Source organism: Hyphomicrobium sp. CS1BSMeth3 (assembly GCF_900117415.1).
In the GTDB taxonomy this organism is placed as follows: Bacteria; Pseudomonadota; Alphaproteobacteria; order Rhizobiales; family Hyphomicrobiaceae.
The window spans coordinates 502,825-517,598 of the sequence record NZ_FPEI01000004.1; the positions used below are offsets into that span (position 1 = coordinate 502,825).

The following is a 14,774-nucleotide window of genomic DNA, read 5'->3' on the forward strand; positions in this document are numbered from 1 at the left end:
GCACTCTCGGGGAAGGAAACGAACATGGCGAAGACGCACGTCAAAATGAACGTGAACGGCCGGGAGGTCGAAAGCCTTGTCGAGCCACGAACGCTGCTGATCCATCACCTTCGCGAGAATCTCAACCTGACCGGCCCACACATTGGCTGTGACACCACGCACTGCGGCGCCTGCACGGTCGACATGAACGGCAAGTCGGTGAAGAGCTGCACGGTGTTCGCGGTGCAGGCTGACGGCGCGATGATAACGACCATCGAAGGCATGGCTGCGCCTGACGGCACGCTTCACGCGCTGCAGGAAGGCTTCCGCATGATGCATGGCCTCCAGTGCGGCTTCTGCACGCCGGGCATGATCGTGCGCGCGCATCGGTTGCTTCAGGAAATCCCGAACCCGACCGAGGAGGAGATCCGCTTCGGCATTGCGGGCAATCTCTGTCGCTGCACCGGCTACCAGAACATCGTCAAAGCCATTCAATATGCGGCCGCGAAGCTGAGCGGCGCGCCGATGCAGGAGGCCGCCGAATGAATATCGCCGTTCCAACTCGCGAGCAACGCGAAGCCAAGCTCGAAGGCATGGGCTGCAAGAGGAAGCGTGTCGAGGACATCCGCTTCACGCAGGGCAAGGGCAACTACGTCGACGACGTCAAGTTGCCGGGAATGCTATTCGGTGACTTCGTGCGCTCGCAATACGCACACGCGCGCATCAAGAAGATCGACGCCTCTGCTGCACTCAAGGTGCCGGGCGTACTCGCGGTGTTGACCGCCGAGGAGCTGAAGGGCGTCAACCTCGCCTGGATGCCGACGCTCGCCGGCGACGTGCAGATGGTGCTCGCCGACGGCAAGGTGCTCTTCCAGAGCCAGGAGATTGCCTTCGTCGTTGCCGAGGATCGCTATGCTGCCGCCGACGGCGTCGAGGCCGTCGAGGTCGAATATGAGGACCTGCCCGTGCTCGTCGATGCCTTCAAGGCGTTGGCGCCGGATGCACCGCTGCTCCGCGAGGACATCAAAGACAAGATGATCGGCGCGCATGGCCCGCGCAAACATCATAACCACATCTTCGAGTGGTCGATGGGCGACAAGGATTTGACCGACGCCGCCTTCGCCACGGCCGAAGTCACAACCAAGGACGTGATCTCCTACCATCGGACACACCCCTCACCGCTCGAGACATGCCAATGCGTCGCCTCCTTCGACAAGATCAAGGGTGAACTGACGGTGTGGGGCACCTTCCAGGCGCCGCACGTCATCCGCACGGTCGCGTCGCTGCTGTCGAAAATCCCCGAACACAAGATCCACATCATCGCGCCGGATATCGGCGGCGGCTTCGGCAACAAGGTCGGCGCCTATCCGGGCTACATCTGCGCCATCGTGGCCTCGATCGTCACGGGCAAGCCCGTGAAGTGGGTCGAGGACCGCATCGAGAACCTGACGGCGACGTCGTTCGCGCGCGACTACCACATGACGACGGAGATCGCCGCGACGAAGGACGGCAAGGTGACGGCGCTGCGCGTGCACGTGCTCGCCGATCACGGTGCGTTCGATGCCTGCGCCGACCCGTCGAAGTGGCCGGCCGGCTTCTTCAATATCTGCACGGGCTCCTACGACTTCCCCGTCGCTCATCTCGTGGTCGACGGCATCTACACGAACAAGGCGCCGGGCGGCGTCGCCTATCGCTGCTCTTTCCGCGTGACGGAGGCCGCTTACTGCATTGAGCGTGCCATGGACATCATGGCGCAGAAGCTCGGCATGGATGCCGCCGAGTTCCGGCTCAAGAATTTCGTCAGGCGCGAGCAGTTTCCCTATCACTCGGCGCTCGGATGGGAATACGACTCGGGCGACTATCACACCGCCATGAACAAGGCCATGGAGGCGATCGGCTACCAACAGCTCCGGGCAGAGCAGGCCGCCAAGCGCGCCGCTTTCCAGCGCGGCGAGACCCGCGACCTCAGGGGGATCGGCATCTCGTTCTTTACCGAAATCGTCGGCGCGGGGCCCTCGCGCAACTGCGACATTCTCGGCGTCGCCATGTTCGATAGTTGCGAGATCCGCGTGCATCCGACCGGCGCCGCCATTGCGCGCATGGGCACCAAGTCGCAAGGTCAGGGCCACGAGACGACCTACGCCCAGATCATCGCGACCGAGATCGGCATTCCGGCCGACGACATCATGGTCGAGGAGGGGAACACCGACACCGCGCCCTACGGCCTCGGCACCTACGGCTCACGCTCGACGCCGGTCGCCGGCGCAGCGATCGCCATGGCGTCGCGCAAGATCAAGGCCAAGGCGCAGATGATCGCCGCCTACATGCTCGAGGTGCACGAGGACGATCTCGAGTGGGACATCGACGGCTTCCGCGTGAAAGGTCTGCCCGAGAAATACAAGGGCATGAAGGAGATCGCCTGGGCAGCCTACAATTCGCCGCCGCCAGGTCTTGAACCTGGCCTCGAAGCGGTGAGCTACTACGATCCACCGAACATGACCTACCCGTTCGGCGCTTACTTCTGCGTCATGGACATCGACGTCGATACCGGCGTCTACAAGATCCGGCGCTTTTACGCGCTCGACGACTGCGGTACGCGCATCAACCCGATGATCATCGAGGGTCAGGTGCACGGCGGATTGACCGAGGCGTTCGCCATCGCGATGGGCCAGGAGATCCGCTACGACGAAATCGGCAACGTGGTCGGTGGCTCGTTCATGGATTTCTTCATCCCGACCGCCGTCGAGACGCCGAAGTGGGAGACCGACTACACGGTCACGCCTTCGCCGCATCATCCGATCGGTGCCAAGGGCGTCGGTGAAAGTCCGAACGTCGGCGGCGTGCCGTGCTTCTCCAATGCCGTGAACGATGCCTTCTCGTTCCTCGGCAGCCGCCACATCCAGATGCCGCACGACCACTGGCGGATCTGGGAGGTTGCAAAGGGCCTCGGTCTACACGGCTGACAGAGATGGCGCTGACGCGCGAACAAATCGCTGAGCGGCTCGCATCGGTCGGCTACATCGCCGACCGCGAGCTGCCCGTGGTGCTTCATCTCATGGATATGCTCGGCCGACCGCTGATGCTCGAAGGCGAGGCCGGCGTCGGCAAGACGGAAGTAGCCAAGGCACTTGCCGCCGTGCACGACACCGCCCTGATCCGTCTCCAGTGCTACGAAGGCCTCGATCAATCGACAGCCCTCTATGAATGGAATTATCAGCGCCAGCTCCTCGCCATCCGGGCACGCGAGTCGGAGCACGCCGATCCACGCGCCGTCGAGCAGGATATTTTCTCCGAGCGCTTTCTGCTGGAGCGGCCCCTGCTGGCCGCCATCCGCCGTAACGACAAACCGGTTCTGCTCATCGACGAGATCGACCGCGCCGATGAGGAGTTCGAGGCTTTTCTGCTGGAGTTGCTGTCGGACTTTCAAGTCTCGATCCCCGAGCTTGGCACGATCAAGGCCGAGAGCATTCCGCGCGTGATCCTCACCTCCAACGGCACGCGCGAGCTCTCCGACGCGCTGCGCCGCCGCTGTCTCTATCACTATGTCGACTTTCCCGATGTCGAGCGCGAGACGCGCATCATCCTCGCGCGCGTGCCTGGCATCTCGACGTCGCTGGCGTTGCAGATCGCGCGCATGGTCGAGGGCGTGCGCAAGGAGGAGCTGCGCAAGGTGCCGGGAGTCGCCGAGACGCTGGACTGGGCGGCCGCACTCGTCGGTCTCGACATCGCTAATCTGCACGATGACCCCGAAGCCGTGCACGAGACGCTCCGCTGCCTGCTGAAGACGAAGGAGGACCGCGCACGCTTGACGCCCGAAGTCTCGGCTCGCTTGCTAGGAAAGGTCGCGTGATGTGCTGCGTGCCACCCGAAGCTGCGGACTATAGCGCCCTTGGTGACGCGATCGTCGCGCGCGTCTCCGACTTCATGCGCACACTGCGCGCCAATGCTTTCGCCGTCGGCCTCAAGGAGGGCGAGGATGCCGCTCGCATTGCCACCACGCCATTGGCACAACGCCCGACGACGTTCCGCGCGGCACTGAAAGCCGTCGCCTGCGCGCGCCGCTCCGACTGGCAGAAGTTCGACGATATCTTCGACGCCTTCTGGCTCGGCCGCGGGATGCGGCGCATCGTGCCATTCAAGTCGAATGCCGAATCTGCCAAGCCGGCTGAGCGGCGTCCACACACCGGCGCCGAGAGCGAGCAGCGCCCCGCCCCGAGCCTAGGCGATCAGGTCTCCGGCGAGGGCGCCGACAGCGCCGACAACACGAACCCGCTGGCCCGCATGGAAGGCGCCTCGCGCGCCGAGCGCCTTGCCGAGACGGATTTCCGCAAGATCCATGATCCAGAGGCCATTGCCGAGGCCCACGCGCTTGCTGCCCGCCTTGCCCGCACCATGCGCACGCGCCGCGAGCGCCGCGAGCGCGCACGCCTCAAGGGCCGCCGCCTCGATCTGCGCCGCACGATCCGCCGCAATATTTCTCATGGTGGCGTTCCCATCGAGCTCATGTGGCGCAAGAAGAAGCGCAAGCCCCTCCGCCTCGTGATCCTGCTCGATGCCTCAGGCTCCATGAGCCTCTACACGAGCGTATTCGTCCGCTTCATCCATGGCGTGCTCGACAACTTCCGCGAGGCAGAGGCCTTCCTCTTCCACACACGCCTCGTTCACGTCTCGTCCGCCATGCGCGAGAAGGATGCCGGTCGCGCGCTCGAGCGGCTATCGCTGCTCGCACAGGGTGTCGGCGGCGGCACGCGCATCGGAGAAAGCCTCGCGACGTTCAACCGCTGGCACGCGAGAAGCGTCATCCACTCGCGCACCTGCGTGATGATCATCTCCGACGGCTACGATACGGGGCCACCCGAGCAAATGGCTGCCGAGATGCGTCAGCTAGCGCTGCGCTGCCGCCGCATTGTCTGGCTGAACCCGATGATCGGGTGGGACGGCTATTCGCCCAAAGCCCGCGGCATGCAAGTCGCGCTCCCGCACATCGACCTCTTTGCTCCCGCGCACAATCTGAAATCGCTCGCGGCGCTGGAGCCCTATCTCGCTCGCCTCTAGGAGGCCGTCATGACCGTGCACAGACCGATCGATGTCCTCGAAGAAATACGGTCGCTGCGCGCGTCCGGCGAGCCATTCGCCGTCGCAACGGTGGTCCGCACGATCTCACTCACCGCGGCCAAGGCCGGCGCCAAGGCGCTGATACGCAGCGACGGCACCATGTCCGCCGGCTGGATCGGCGGCGGCTGCGCGCGGGCCGCCGTGCTCAAGGCGGCGCGCGCCGCGCTCGGTGACGGCAAGCCGCGCCTCGTCTCGGTTCAGCCAGGCGACGCACTGCAGGAGCACGGTGTGGAGCCGGGCGAGAGCAAGGACGGCATCGAGTTCGCGCGCAACATGTGTCCGAGCCAGGGCACCATGGACGTGTTCGTCGAGCCAATCCTGCCAAAACCAGAACTGGTCATTTGCGGCGCGAGCCCCGTGGCCGTCGCGCTCGCCGATCTCGGCGGGCGGCTTGGCTTTCTCGTTACGGTCGCCGCGCCAGCCGAAGATCACAGCAAATTCGGCGAAACGGACGTCACGATCACCGACTATGATCTCTCCAAGCTGATCGCGACCGAGCGCTATATCGTCGTGGCGACACAGGGCCGCGGAGATGAAGCCGCGCTGATGGCGGCACTCTCGGCGCCGGCCCGCCATGTTGCCTTTGTCGGCTCTCATCGGAAGGCGGCCGCGCTGCGCGCATCCCTCGCGACCAAGGGCGCCGATGCGGAACGCCTTGCGGCCATGCATTCTCCGGCCGGGATCGACATCGGCGCTGTGACGCCGGAGGAGATCGCACTCTCGATCCTCACCGAGATTGTTGAGCTGCGCCGGCGCGGGCAGCGCCGCTCCATATCAATTCTCTCATCCTCGAAGTGCTGACGGCCCGAGCAAAAAGGAGCAGCAAAATGGACATGAGTGGCGAGCGCCGCATTGCAGCGAACTGCAAGACAGTATGGGCTGCGCTCAACGATCCCGAGATCCTCAAGCAGTGCATTCCCGGCTGCGAGTCGCTGGAAATGCAGTCGCCAACCGACATGACAGCGCGCGTGAAGCTGCAGATCGGTCCTGTGAAGGCGACCTTCAACGGCAAGGTGAAGCTGACCGAGCTCGATCCGCCGAACGGCTACCGCATCACGGGCGAAGGCAGCGGGGGCGTAGCGGGCTTCGCCAAAGGCAGCGCCTCGGTGCATCTCACCGAGAACGGCCGCGATACTCTCATGCGGTATGAGGTCAAGGCGGACGTCGGCGGTAAGCTCGCGCAGCTCGGCGGGCGCCTGATCGACTCGACGGCGAAGAAACTCGCCGACGAGTTCTTCGAGAAGTTCACTGCCCTCGTCGGTCCGGTGACTGCGCCATCTGCTGCGCCTGCAACGACGACAAAGAAGGTCGGCTGGTTCAAGCGCTGGTTCGGCAAGAATGAGCCCGTCGCCGCGTCCCGGTAACGATGGCGCGTGTTTCCGACGATGGTGTTTGCTACCGCAAGCCTACTGACATCATTGATCGCATTCCATCTCAACTACGCGGCCCAGCTCAAGTCCGCTTCATCTGCCCTGCGACACTGATCGGGGCGCGCTATCCCGTGACTGATCAAGTAGTCCCCAGCTCGCGCGAACGCTCGGCGGTAAAGCACCACCTCGAAAAAGTCTGCAGCGGCGTTTCGGATACCTCGCTTCCGCTCCTCAAGCTCGCGCAGTTGCTGCTCGTGAAGGAGGCGTTTACCGGTCTTGTGCCGGCAGCTCGGGATTGGCGTGGACCGTTCCAAGCACGTTCCCAATAAGGTCCTAATAACTCGGAAGATTATATCTAAGTCTTTGTAATTAAACGGAATATTTTGTGGTGCTGCCAGTGAGGATTGAACTCACGACCTCTCCCTTACCAAGGGAGTGCTCTACCACTGAGCTACGGCAGCAGACCGGCGCAGGACCGCGCCGACGGCCCCTGATCTAGCCTTATTCCCCCTACCCTGCAACCGACGAATTGGCGGCAACGCAGCATCGTGTGCAGCTCCGGCGCGAGCGGCCGGCGCGCACCCTCGGGCCGCAACGATCACGCCTGGTCAATTCAGCGTGTGACGCGCCAGATCGTCATTGTCGATTTCCCTCGTACACTTAATGGTCCGGCAGCCGGCCCGCCGGCGAATCGGCCGCAAGAGCCGAGCCATTGAGCCTGCCGCATCAAATCGAAAGGATGATCATGGACTTCCTGCGACCCTACTCTGCCCAATTGCTGAGCGTGTTGCGCATCATGTCCGGCCTGCTGCTTCTCCAGCACGGCACGACCAAATACCTGAATATTCCAGTCGGGCCGATGAACAACGCCTCGCCCGCCAACATGTCCGGTGCCGCCGGCATCATCGAGCTCGTCGCCGGCGTGCTTCTCGTGCTCGGTCTCTTCACGCGCCCCGCCGCCTTCATCGCCTCCGGCATGTGCGCGGTCGCCTATTTCTATGCTCACGCGGGCCGCAGCTTCTATCCGATCCTGAACGGCGGCGAGCTGGCCGTGCTCTACACCTTCGTCTTCCTCTATCTCGCGGCAGCGGGCGGCGGCGCGCTGAGCCTCGACCGGCTGATCCGCAAAGACGCCCCCTGAGACGAGCCTCGCGGGACTGCCCCTTGCGCCCGGCGCTTGCGCTCGGCGCGAGAGCCTGTAGACAATCCTTTGGCGGCCGCTCCGACACCCGGTGCGGCCGATCTCTTGCGTCAATCACGAAGCCGCTATCGGCCGCGGAACGCCCCGAAGGAACATGCCATGACCGCCCTCAGCAGCGCCGGCGCCCTCGCCGGCATCAAGGTGATCGACCTCACGCGCGTGCTGGGAGGCCCGTTCGCGACGCAGTTGCTGTCCGACCATGGCGCCGACGTCATCAAGCTCGAGCCACCGCAGGGCGACGAGGTGCGCGACTGGGGCCCGCCCTTCCATGACGAGGACGCCTCCTACTTCATCGGGATCAACCGCAACAAGCGCTCGGTCGGCCTCGACCTCGCACAGCCCGAAGGGCGCGCGGTCCTCCTGCGGCTGCTCGAAGGCGCCGACGTGCTGATCGAGAACTTCAAGCCGGGCTCCATGGAGAAGTGGGGCATCGGCTACGAGGAGCTGGCGAAGAAATTCCCGCGCCTCATTTACTGCAAGGTCTCGGGCTTCGGCGCCGAAGGTCCGCTCGGCGGCTTCCCGGGCTATGACGCGATCGTCGGCGCCATGGCCGGCCACTACAGCGTCAACGGCAGCGCGGAATCCGGCCCGATGCGCATCGGCCTGCCGGTCGTCGACATCACCACCGGCCTCTACTGCGTGATCGGCATCATGCTCGCCATGCACGAGCGCCACAGCTCAGGCAAGGGCCAGTTCATCGACGCCGCGCTCTACGACAGCGCCATGAGCCTCATGCATCCGCACGCCGCCAACTACTTCCTCTCGGGCAAGATCCCCGGCCTCTCCGGCAATACGCACGGCAATCTCGCGCCGTACGGCATGTTCAAGACCAAGACGTGCAACGTCATGATCGGTGCCGGCAACAATCGCTCCTTCAAGCGCGTCTGCGAGGAGCTCGGCGTACCCGAGATGGCGGAGGATCCGCGCTTCGCAACCAACGGCGACCGCATCAAGAACCGCGACGAGTTGAACCGTATCATCACCGAGCGGCTCGCCCAGGTGGACGGTCAGGAGTTCGCACTGAAGCTGCTCAAGGCGGGCCTGCCGTGCGGTCCTGTCTTGAATACGGCTGAAGCGCTGAACCACCCGCACGCGACGGCGCGCGGCACCATCGTCGAGGCCGGGTGGTACAAGGGCATCGGTACGCCGGTGAAGCTCTCGCGCACGCCGGCGAGCGTGAAGGCGCCGCCGCCGAAATTCTCCCAGCACACGCGTCAGGTGCTCGCGGAGAACGGCTTCGACGAGGCCAGCATCGAGCGTCTGATCGCAGCGGGCGTGCTCGTCGAGAAGCGGCGCGCATAATTCGCACGCCGCCTTCTCCGACTGACATAAACGGAAATAATTCCACAAATAATCGCCCCTTCGGTGCCGCATTTCAGCCATCGGTTTTTCGAAACCTGACCGAGCTGAGCACGCGTCGGCGCCAGTGGTGGCACTCAGGGCACCGCGCAGGGCTTCCTTCTCGCACGAGCGGGGTGAGGAGGAAGCAGCCGCTCAGAGCTGCAGTCGGGTCAGGGCACGGCCGGACTGCTGAACGAGGGGTGTTTGCGTATGAACCCGCCATCCGGCGTGAATATGTCTGCCGGCCCGGACGCCGGGCCTAATTCGCCCGATGCCGATGAGCGCACGTCTTCGAGCTCGGCGCTTGTCCCCATGGAGCAGTACATCTGGGAGAGCGCGGAGAGCCCGGCCGGTGAATGCGCGGCCCCGACGGATGCACGCGAAGATGCAGCGTACGTCATCGAGCCCAACACCGACCAAGAAGCGCCCCTGCCGCGCATCCTCATGCTCTCGGATGACGACGACGAGCCCCAGGCACCCGATGCCGAACCGCGTGATGAATGGCGCCGCCAGTTCATCAGCGCTCTTCACGACGCCGATCGTGAACCTTCTTCTCCGCCGCCGGCACCCGAGCCGGAAGCGCCGCCGCCCATTCCCTACGTCGAGCCGCCGCAACGCACGCCGCCACGTAGTTTCACACCGAACCGCCCCGCGCGTATCCTGGCGCCGCTGCCCGTGGCCCGCGCGCCGCGCCATCGCATAGGACTGTCGCTGCTCGGCATCTCGGCAGCGGCGGGTCTTCTCAGCGCCACGCTCCCGCGATCGGCCAACGTGCCCGAAGCCCCCGCCGACGCCGCGGGCCCGCCGGTCGTACTCGCCCTCAGCCAGCAAAATGCCCCCGAAGCCGACAGCGACGTGATCAAGCCGGTGATGTTCAATTCCCCGGTCCTGGTCCGCGAAGGCGCGGCACCAGTAGCCGGAGCACCAGCCGCGGCGCTGCCGGTCATCGAGACCGTGCGGACGGTCCCCGTTCCGCTCAGCCGCGAGGCGCGGGCGCCAGCCGAGCCCGCATCACAACAGGCAGCACTCCTGGATCGATCCCCCGAGCCGAGCGCAGCGCCGGCAGCAGCGCCTGCTTCGCCGCCGGTCAATCAAGACAGCCTTGCCGCCCTGATCGCGCAGCCGTCGGCCGTGCCGCCGCACAAGCCGCCCGCTCAGGCTCTGCCCCCGCCGGCAGCCGTCGCGCCGGAACGCCAAACCTCACCAACCGCCAGCGCCGCCACGCCCGAGCCGCCCGCCGCGGCAGCAGCGCCCGCCACTACGTCGAAAAACGCCCGACGCACACCGCAGATCGCGTCCTCCTATACGCGCGCGGCACCCAAAGCGCGCAAGCAGGCCAGCAAGCGGACCACGCGCACGACCAGCAAGTCGGCAAGCCAGACCAAGCAGGCACAGTGGGAGACGCGCCGCCAGGGCCTGCGCACGGCACCGCCTCCCGCCGAAGAGCCTTCAACAGTCGTGAAGGTCCTGAAATCGCTGTGGCCATTCTCATCCGACGAGGACGCCGCGAAAGCGCAGGCCGCCCAGAAAAAGTCCGAGGCGCCACAGCCCGCCAAAACGAAGAACAGCTTCTGGTGGGGCGAGAAGGAATCCGATCGCTGAGCCGCAATGCGGTTGACGTTCGCCGCCCGGCATACTTCAACGGAAGACAAGTCGCTCGACGACGCTTTTCTTCCGGAGGACCGCCATGTCGCTCACGACGCTGCTCTCAGCCTTTACCGCCGCTGTCGAGAAGGGCGACGGCAACGCGCTCGCCGACTGCTTCACCGCCGATGGCGTCTATGACGACTACTTCTTCGGCCCGAGCCAGCCCGGGCGCGAGGGCATTGTCGAGATGCTCGCGCACTTCTACGAGGGCGGCGAGAATTTCCGCTGGGACTTCTTCGACATCGTCGAGGCTGGCGATCTCGGCTATGCGAGCTACCGCTTCAGCTATTCCTCAAAGCTGCCCGAGGTCAAAGGCACACGCGTCGCCTTTGAAGGCATGAGCCGCTTCAAGCTCGAGGGCGGCAAGATCAAGCACTATGCCGAAGTGTTCGACCGCTCGCTCGCGCTGGCACAGCTCGATTTCGCGCCCGAGCGCCTGAAGAAGATCGCGACGAAGTACGCCTCGCGTCTCAAGGAGACGCCGGCCATGGCGCGCCACGCGAAGGCCTAGCGTCGCTGCGACAGACAAACTGTCACAAATCGGTCGTATCAGGCGACCATGCAGAAAAACCTGATCGCCTTCGCGGTCCTTGCCATCACCCAGGTCATCAGTTGGGGAGCCGTGGGCATCCTTCCTGTGCTGGCATCATCCATTGCCGGCGACCTGGGCATCGCACTGCCGACCGTCTTTTTCGGCGCCTCGACGATGTTCGTCACCATGGGCCTCGCGGCCCCCGCTGCCGGGCGCGCCTTTCGCAGGTACGGCGCCCGCCGCGTGATGGCCGCCGGCGCAGCATTGGTCGCGTGCGGGCTCACACTCATTGCGGCATCCGTCACGACGTTGATGTTCCTTGCCGCCTGGGTGATCATGGGCGCTGCCGGCGCAATGCTCCTCACGACCGGGGCCTACATCTACCTTTCGGATTTTGCCGAGGAACAGGCGCGCAGCCTCATCGGCACGCTTATGCTGGTCACCGGCCTTTCCTCGGCCCTGTTCTTTCCGGTGACAGCATTTCTAGCGAGCACGATCGGCTGGCGCGGAGCGGTTCTTACGTACGCGGGAGTGATGCTGCTCGTCGTTGCTCCGCTGGTTTTTGGCGGATTGCCTGAAACCGCGACCGCCCCCAAGGCAGCCGAGCCAAACCCAGCGCCGAGCTCGAAGGGCTCCAGTGTTTTCTGGCTGATCGTGGTGGCGGTCGCCTTGAATAGCTTCGTCACTTTTGGCAGCGAGGCAATTTGCGTCGAGCTCTTTCGCGCCTTCGACATGAGCATGACGCAAGCGGTGGGCCTCGCGGCGCTCGTCGGCGTCTTCAGGGTCGGAGGCCGCGTCATCGACGTTCTTGGCGGGCGCCGCTGGGACGGTCTTTCGACCGCGCAGATCTCAGGCGCCATGATCCCGCTCGGCCTGCTGCTGTTGTGCATCGGGCGTGCGGAACTCTGGTCGATCGGAGGTTATCTGCTGCTCTTCGGAGCCGGAAGCGGTGCGTTCGCAGTCGCGCGGGCAACCATGCCGCTCGTATTCTATCGCAAGGCCGACTATGCCGCCGCCATGTCGAGCATCGCACTGCCGCTCAACCTGACCAACGCCCTCGCACCGCCCGCCCTTGCAGCGCTCCTGACGACTCTCGGGCCGTCGGCTGTCCTCGGCCTGCTTGCGGCACTTAGCTGCGCCGCATTCCTTCTCATTGTCCAGCTCGGCCGTTTGCGCGAGCCCGCGGCGGTGACGCAAGCAGAACGGTAGAGCCGCGGACTCACTTGCCGGCGTAGGCGATCATCTCGATCTCGACGCGCGCGCCCATCGGCAGGCCCGCGACCTGGATCGTCGAGCGCGCCGGGTAGGGCTCGCTCATGTACGTCGCGTACACGCCGTTGACGGCCTGGAAGTCGCCGAGGTCCATGAGGAAGATCGTCGTCTTCACGACATTGCCGAAGCCGAGGCCGGCCGCTTCGAGGATCGCCTTCAGGTTCTCGAGGCACTGCTTCGCCTGCGCGGCGATATCGCCCTCAACGAGCTTCCCCGTCGCCGCATCGAGCGGGATCTGGCCGGAGATGTGCACGTAGTCGCCCGAAGCCACAGCCGCGGAATAAGGTCCGATCGGCTTGCTCTTCGGCGTCGTGATCGCTTTGCGTGTCATGTGTCAGCGTCCTGAGGTGGTCGCCGCGGGCATAGCACCGCGAAAGAATGCGATAGCACCCCTTCCCAGCAGCCCGCGGCAAACAAAAATCAGCTACCAAGCTGCGGCGCAATCTTCACGCACGCATCGACGAGGCCCTGCACCGAGGCGACCGACTTCGTGAACATCGCCTTCTCGGCATCGTTCAGATCGATCTCGACGACCTTCTCCACGCCGTTCGCGCCGATCACCACCGGCACGCCGACATACATGTCCTTGACGCCGTACTGGCCGTCCAGGAACGCGGCGCACGGCAGGATGCGACGCTTGTCCTTGAGATAGCTCTCGGCCATCTGGATCGCCGAGGAGGCCGGCGCGTAGTAGGCCGAGCCGGTCTTGAGCAGCGCCACGATCTCGCCGCCGCCCTTGCGCGTACGATCGACAATCGAATCGAGCTTGTCCTGGCTGATCCAGCCCATTTTCACGAGATCGGGAAGCGGCACGCCGCCGACCGCCGAGTAGCGCACCAGCGGCACCATGTCGTCACCGTGGCCGCCGAGCACGAACGCCGTCACGTCCTCGACCGAGACCTTCATCTCCTCGGCGAGGAAGTAGCGGAAGCGCGCCGTGTCGAGTACGCCGGCCATGCCGATCACCTTGTTCTTCGGCAGGCCGCACGCCTTCTGCAGAGCCCACACCATGGCGTCGAGCGGGTTCGTGATGCAGATGACGAACGCATTCGGGCAGTACTGCTTGATGCCGGCGCCGACCGACTCCATGACCTTGAGATTGATGCCGAGCAGGTCGTCACGGCTCATGCCGGGCTTGCGCGGCACGCCTGCCGTGACGATCACCACGTCCGCGCCTGCGATATCGGCGTACGAGCTCGTGCCCTTCATCGCCGAGTCGAAACCCTCGACCGCGCCCGACTGCATGAGGTCGAGCCCCTTGCCCGCCGGAATGCCTTCCGCGATGTCGAACAACACGACGTCGCCGAGCTCCTTGAGGCCAACGAGGTGGGCGAGCGTGCCGCCGATCATGCCGGCGCCGACGAGGGCGATCTTGGTGCGCGCCATAGTGAGGGTCTCCTTCGCGAAAAATCGAGGTGGAATGGGGTGGCAATGCGCAGAGCGTCGGTCAGAGGCCGTTGCGGCGGCATCGTCGGCGTCGGATTAGCGGGAAATGCGTTAGCGGGCAAGGTTGTCGAGCGCGGGGCAGGGCTCTGCTTCGCAGCGAAAAGGGGCCTTAGCTGCCCCCCGCATCCGGCCGACCGCGATGCGCCCGATAAGCTTCGATCGTTTCAAAGATCACGCGCGGTTTGACGTCAAGCAGCCAGGGCAGCGGTCGGAGCCCTTCGAGGCCCTCAACTCCGGTCGTCACAGGCTTTCCTAGCACGGTCGGCTCATACTTAAGGCTCTCGCGCACCCTGATGAAAACGCCGGGCAGCCCAGGCATCAAAAAGAAGACCCTATTGTGGTGGACCCACGTGATCTCGCTCCATGGAATGGTCCGCCGGTAGCCGCTGGGCCATGTAAGGCCGTGCTCGTCGAGCGTCAGCACCGTCTTGGGCTGCCTGTAGATGCGGAAGCTCCGGCGGGCCATCAAGAGACCGCCGAGCAAGAAGACGACGGCGGGTGCAGTCTTTTTCTGCGTCTCCTTGCTGGAAGGCAGCCACGGCAAGACGCCGAGAAATAGAAGGAGGCACGCGAGAACTATCGACTTCGAGAGCGACTCCCGGGCTTGGATGGCCACCGGCAGGGGATGGTCGGCCGCCCTCGGCCAGTCGGTCGGCAAATGCCCCGTCCAGGCCTCTGCATCATAGTCCATGGATTTGTGGGGCATCGACCAGCAATCCCGATGAGCAAATCGAAGAAGGCCGAAGTGTAAGAGGGCCATCCCAAAAGTATGACTACGCTAGCGCGCTTTCCCGCCTGCTGGTTTACGGGATGTGAACGGAGCAGGGCACGCCGTAACTGCGGACGTCGCGCGCAAGCCCTCCACGTGTGC

Annotated in this window: 14 protein-coding genes and 1 tRNA gene; 11 read left to right on the plus strand and 4 right to left on the minus strand. The window is 64.7% G+C overall.

Features of this window, described 5'->3' with window-relative positions:
• Window positions 1-24: 24 nt before the first annotated feature.
• From CS1BSM3_RS06605 to CS1BSM3_RS06630, 6 genes are read left to right on the plus strand one after another with little or no spacing between them, the layout of a single operon-like run.
• Window positions 25-525 (plus strand): (2Fe-2S)-binding protein, encoded by a 501-nt coding sequence (locus CS1BSM3_RS06605; RefSeq protein WP_072386215.1) that lies wholly within the window; start codon window positions 25-27, stop codon window positions 523-525.
• Entirely contained in the window at window positions 522-2,942 is a 2,421-nt protein-coding gene (locus CS1BSM3_RS06610) for an aerobic carbon-monoxide dehydrogenase large subunit (protein WP_072386216.1), read from the plus strand. The genes CS1BSM3_RS06605 and CS1BSM3_RS06610 overlap by 4 nt, the downstream gene beginning before the upstream one ends.
• A 5-nt stretch (window positions 2,943-2,947) precedes the next feature.
• A complete protein-coding gene (locus CS1BSM3_RS06615) occupies window positions 2,948-3,829 on the plus strand; it encodes an AAA family ATPase (RefSeq protein WP_072386217.1) in 882 nt (293 codons plus the stop codon).
• Entirely contained in the window at window positions 3,829-5,034 is a 1,206-nt protein-coding gene (locus tag CS1BSM3_RS06620; protein ID WP_143149100.1) for a vWA domain-containing protein, read from the plus strand. Before CS1BSM3_RS06615 ends, CS1BSM3_RS06620 begins: the two co-directional genes overlap by 1 nt.
• A 9-nt stretch (window positions 5,035-5,043) precedes the next feature.
• Window positions 5,044-5,895 carry an XdhC family protein gene (locus CS1BSM3_RS06625; protein WP_072386219.1) on the plus strand — a complete coding sequence of 284 codons (852 nt, stop codon included), beginning with the start codon at window positions 5,044-5,046 and terminating at the stop codon, window positions 5,893-5,895.
• 26 nt (window positions 5,896-5,921) lie between these two features.
• On the plus strand, window positions 5,922-6,458 hold the full coding sequence (locus tag CS1BSM3_RS06630; protein ID WP_072386220.1) for an SRPBCC family protein: 537 nt from the start codon (window positions 5,922-5,924) through the stop codon (window positions 6,456-6,458).
• Between the two features lie 392 nt (window positions 6,459-6,850).
• Here CS1BSM3_RS06630 and CS1BSM3_RS06640 read toward each other — a convergent pair.
• Window positions 6,851-6,925: transfer RNA gene (locus CS1BSM3_RS06640), tRNA-Thr, on the minus strand.
• 284 nt (window positions 6,926-7,209) lie between these two features.
• Between CS1BSM3_RS06640 and CS1BSM3_RS06645 the strand changes: the two genes are divergently transcribed.
• From CS1BSM3_RS06645 to CS1BSM3_RS06665, 5 genes are all read left to right on the plus strand, one after another.
• Window positions 7,210-7,605: a DoxX family protein gene (locus tag CS1BSM3_RS06645; RefSeq protein WP_072386725.1), complete on the plus strand. Its 396-nt coding sequence runs from the start codon at window positions 7,210-7,212 to the stop codon at window positions 7,603-7,605.
• Window positions 7,606-7,764: 159 nt separating this feature from the next.
• Entirely contained in the window at window positions 7,765-8,967 is a 1,203-nt protein-coding gene (locus tag CS1BSM3_RS06650) for a CaiB/BaiF CoA transferase family protein (protein ID WP_072386222.1), read from the plus strand.
• Between the two features lie 249 nt (window positions 8,968-9,216).
• Entirely contained in the window at window positions 9,217-10,608 is a 1,392-nt protein-coding gene (locus CS1BSM3_RS06655; RefSeq protein ID WP_072386223.1) for a hypothetical protein, read from the plus strand.
• 85 nt (window positions 10,609-10,693) lie between these two features.
• Window positions 10,694-11,164, plus strand: a complete 471-nt coding sequence (locus CS1BSM3_RS06660; RefSeq protein ID WP_072386224.1) for a nuclear transport factor 2 family protein — start codon at window positions 10,694-10,696, stop codon at window positions 11,162-11,164.
• Window positions 11,165-11,212: 48 nt separating this feature from the next.
• Entirely contained in the window at window positions 11,213-12,394 is a 1,182-nt protein-coding gene (locus tag CS1BSM3_RS06665) for an MFS transporter (protein WP_072386225.1), read from the plus strand.
• Between the two features lie 10 nt (window positions 12,395-12,404).
• Here the strand turns inward: CS1BSM3_RS06665 and CS1BSM3_RS06670 are convergent, their stop codons facing one another.
• The 3 genes from CS1BSM3_RS06670 to CS1BSM3_RS06680 form a co-directional block, all read right to left on the minus strand.
• The gene (locus CS1BSM3_RS06670; protein WP_072386226.1) at window positions 12,405-12,788 is read right to left on the minus strand and encodes a RidA family protein; all 384 of its coding nucleotides are present in this window, start codon (window positions 12,786-12,788) and stop codon (window positions 12,405-12,407) included.
• 89 nt (window positions 12,789-12,877) lie between these two features.
• A complete protein-coding gene (gene mdh, locus CS1BSM3_RS06675) occupies window positions 12,878-13,843 on the minus strand; it encodes a malate dehydrogenase (protein WP_072386227.1) in 966 nt (321 codons plus the stop codon).
• A 169-nt stretch (window positions 13,844-14,012) separates the two neighbouring features.
• A complete protein-coding gene (locus CS1BSM3_RS06680) occupies window positions 14,013-14,609 on the minus strand; it encodes a hypothetical protein (RefSeq protein ID WP_143149101.1) in 597 nt (198 codons plus the stop codon).
• Window positions 14,610-14,774 lie beyond the last annotated feature (165 nt).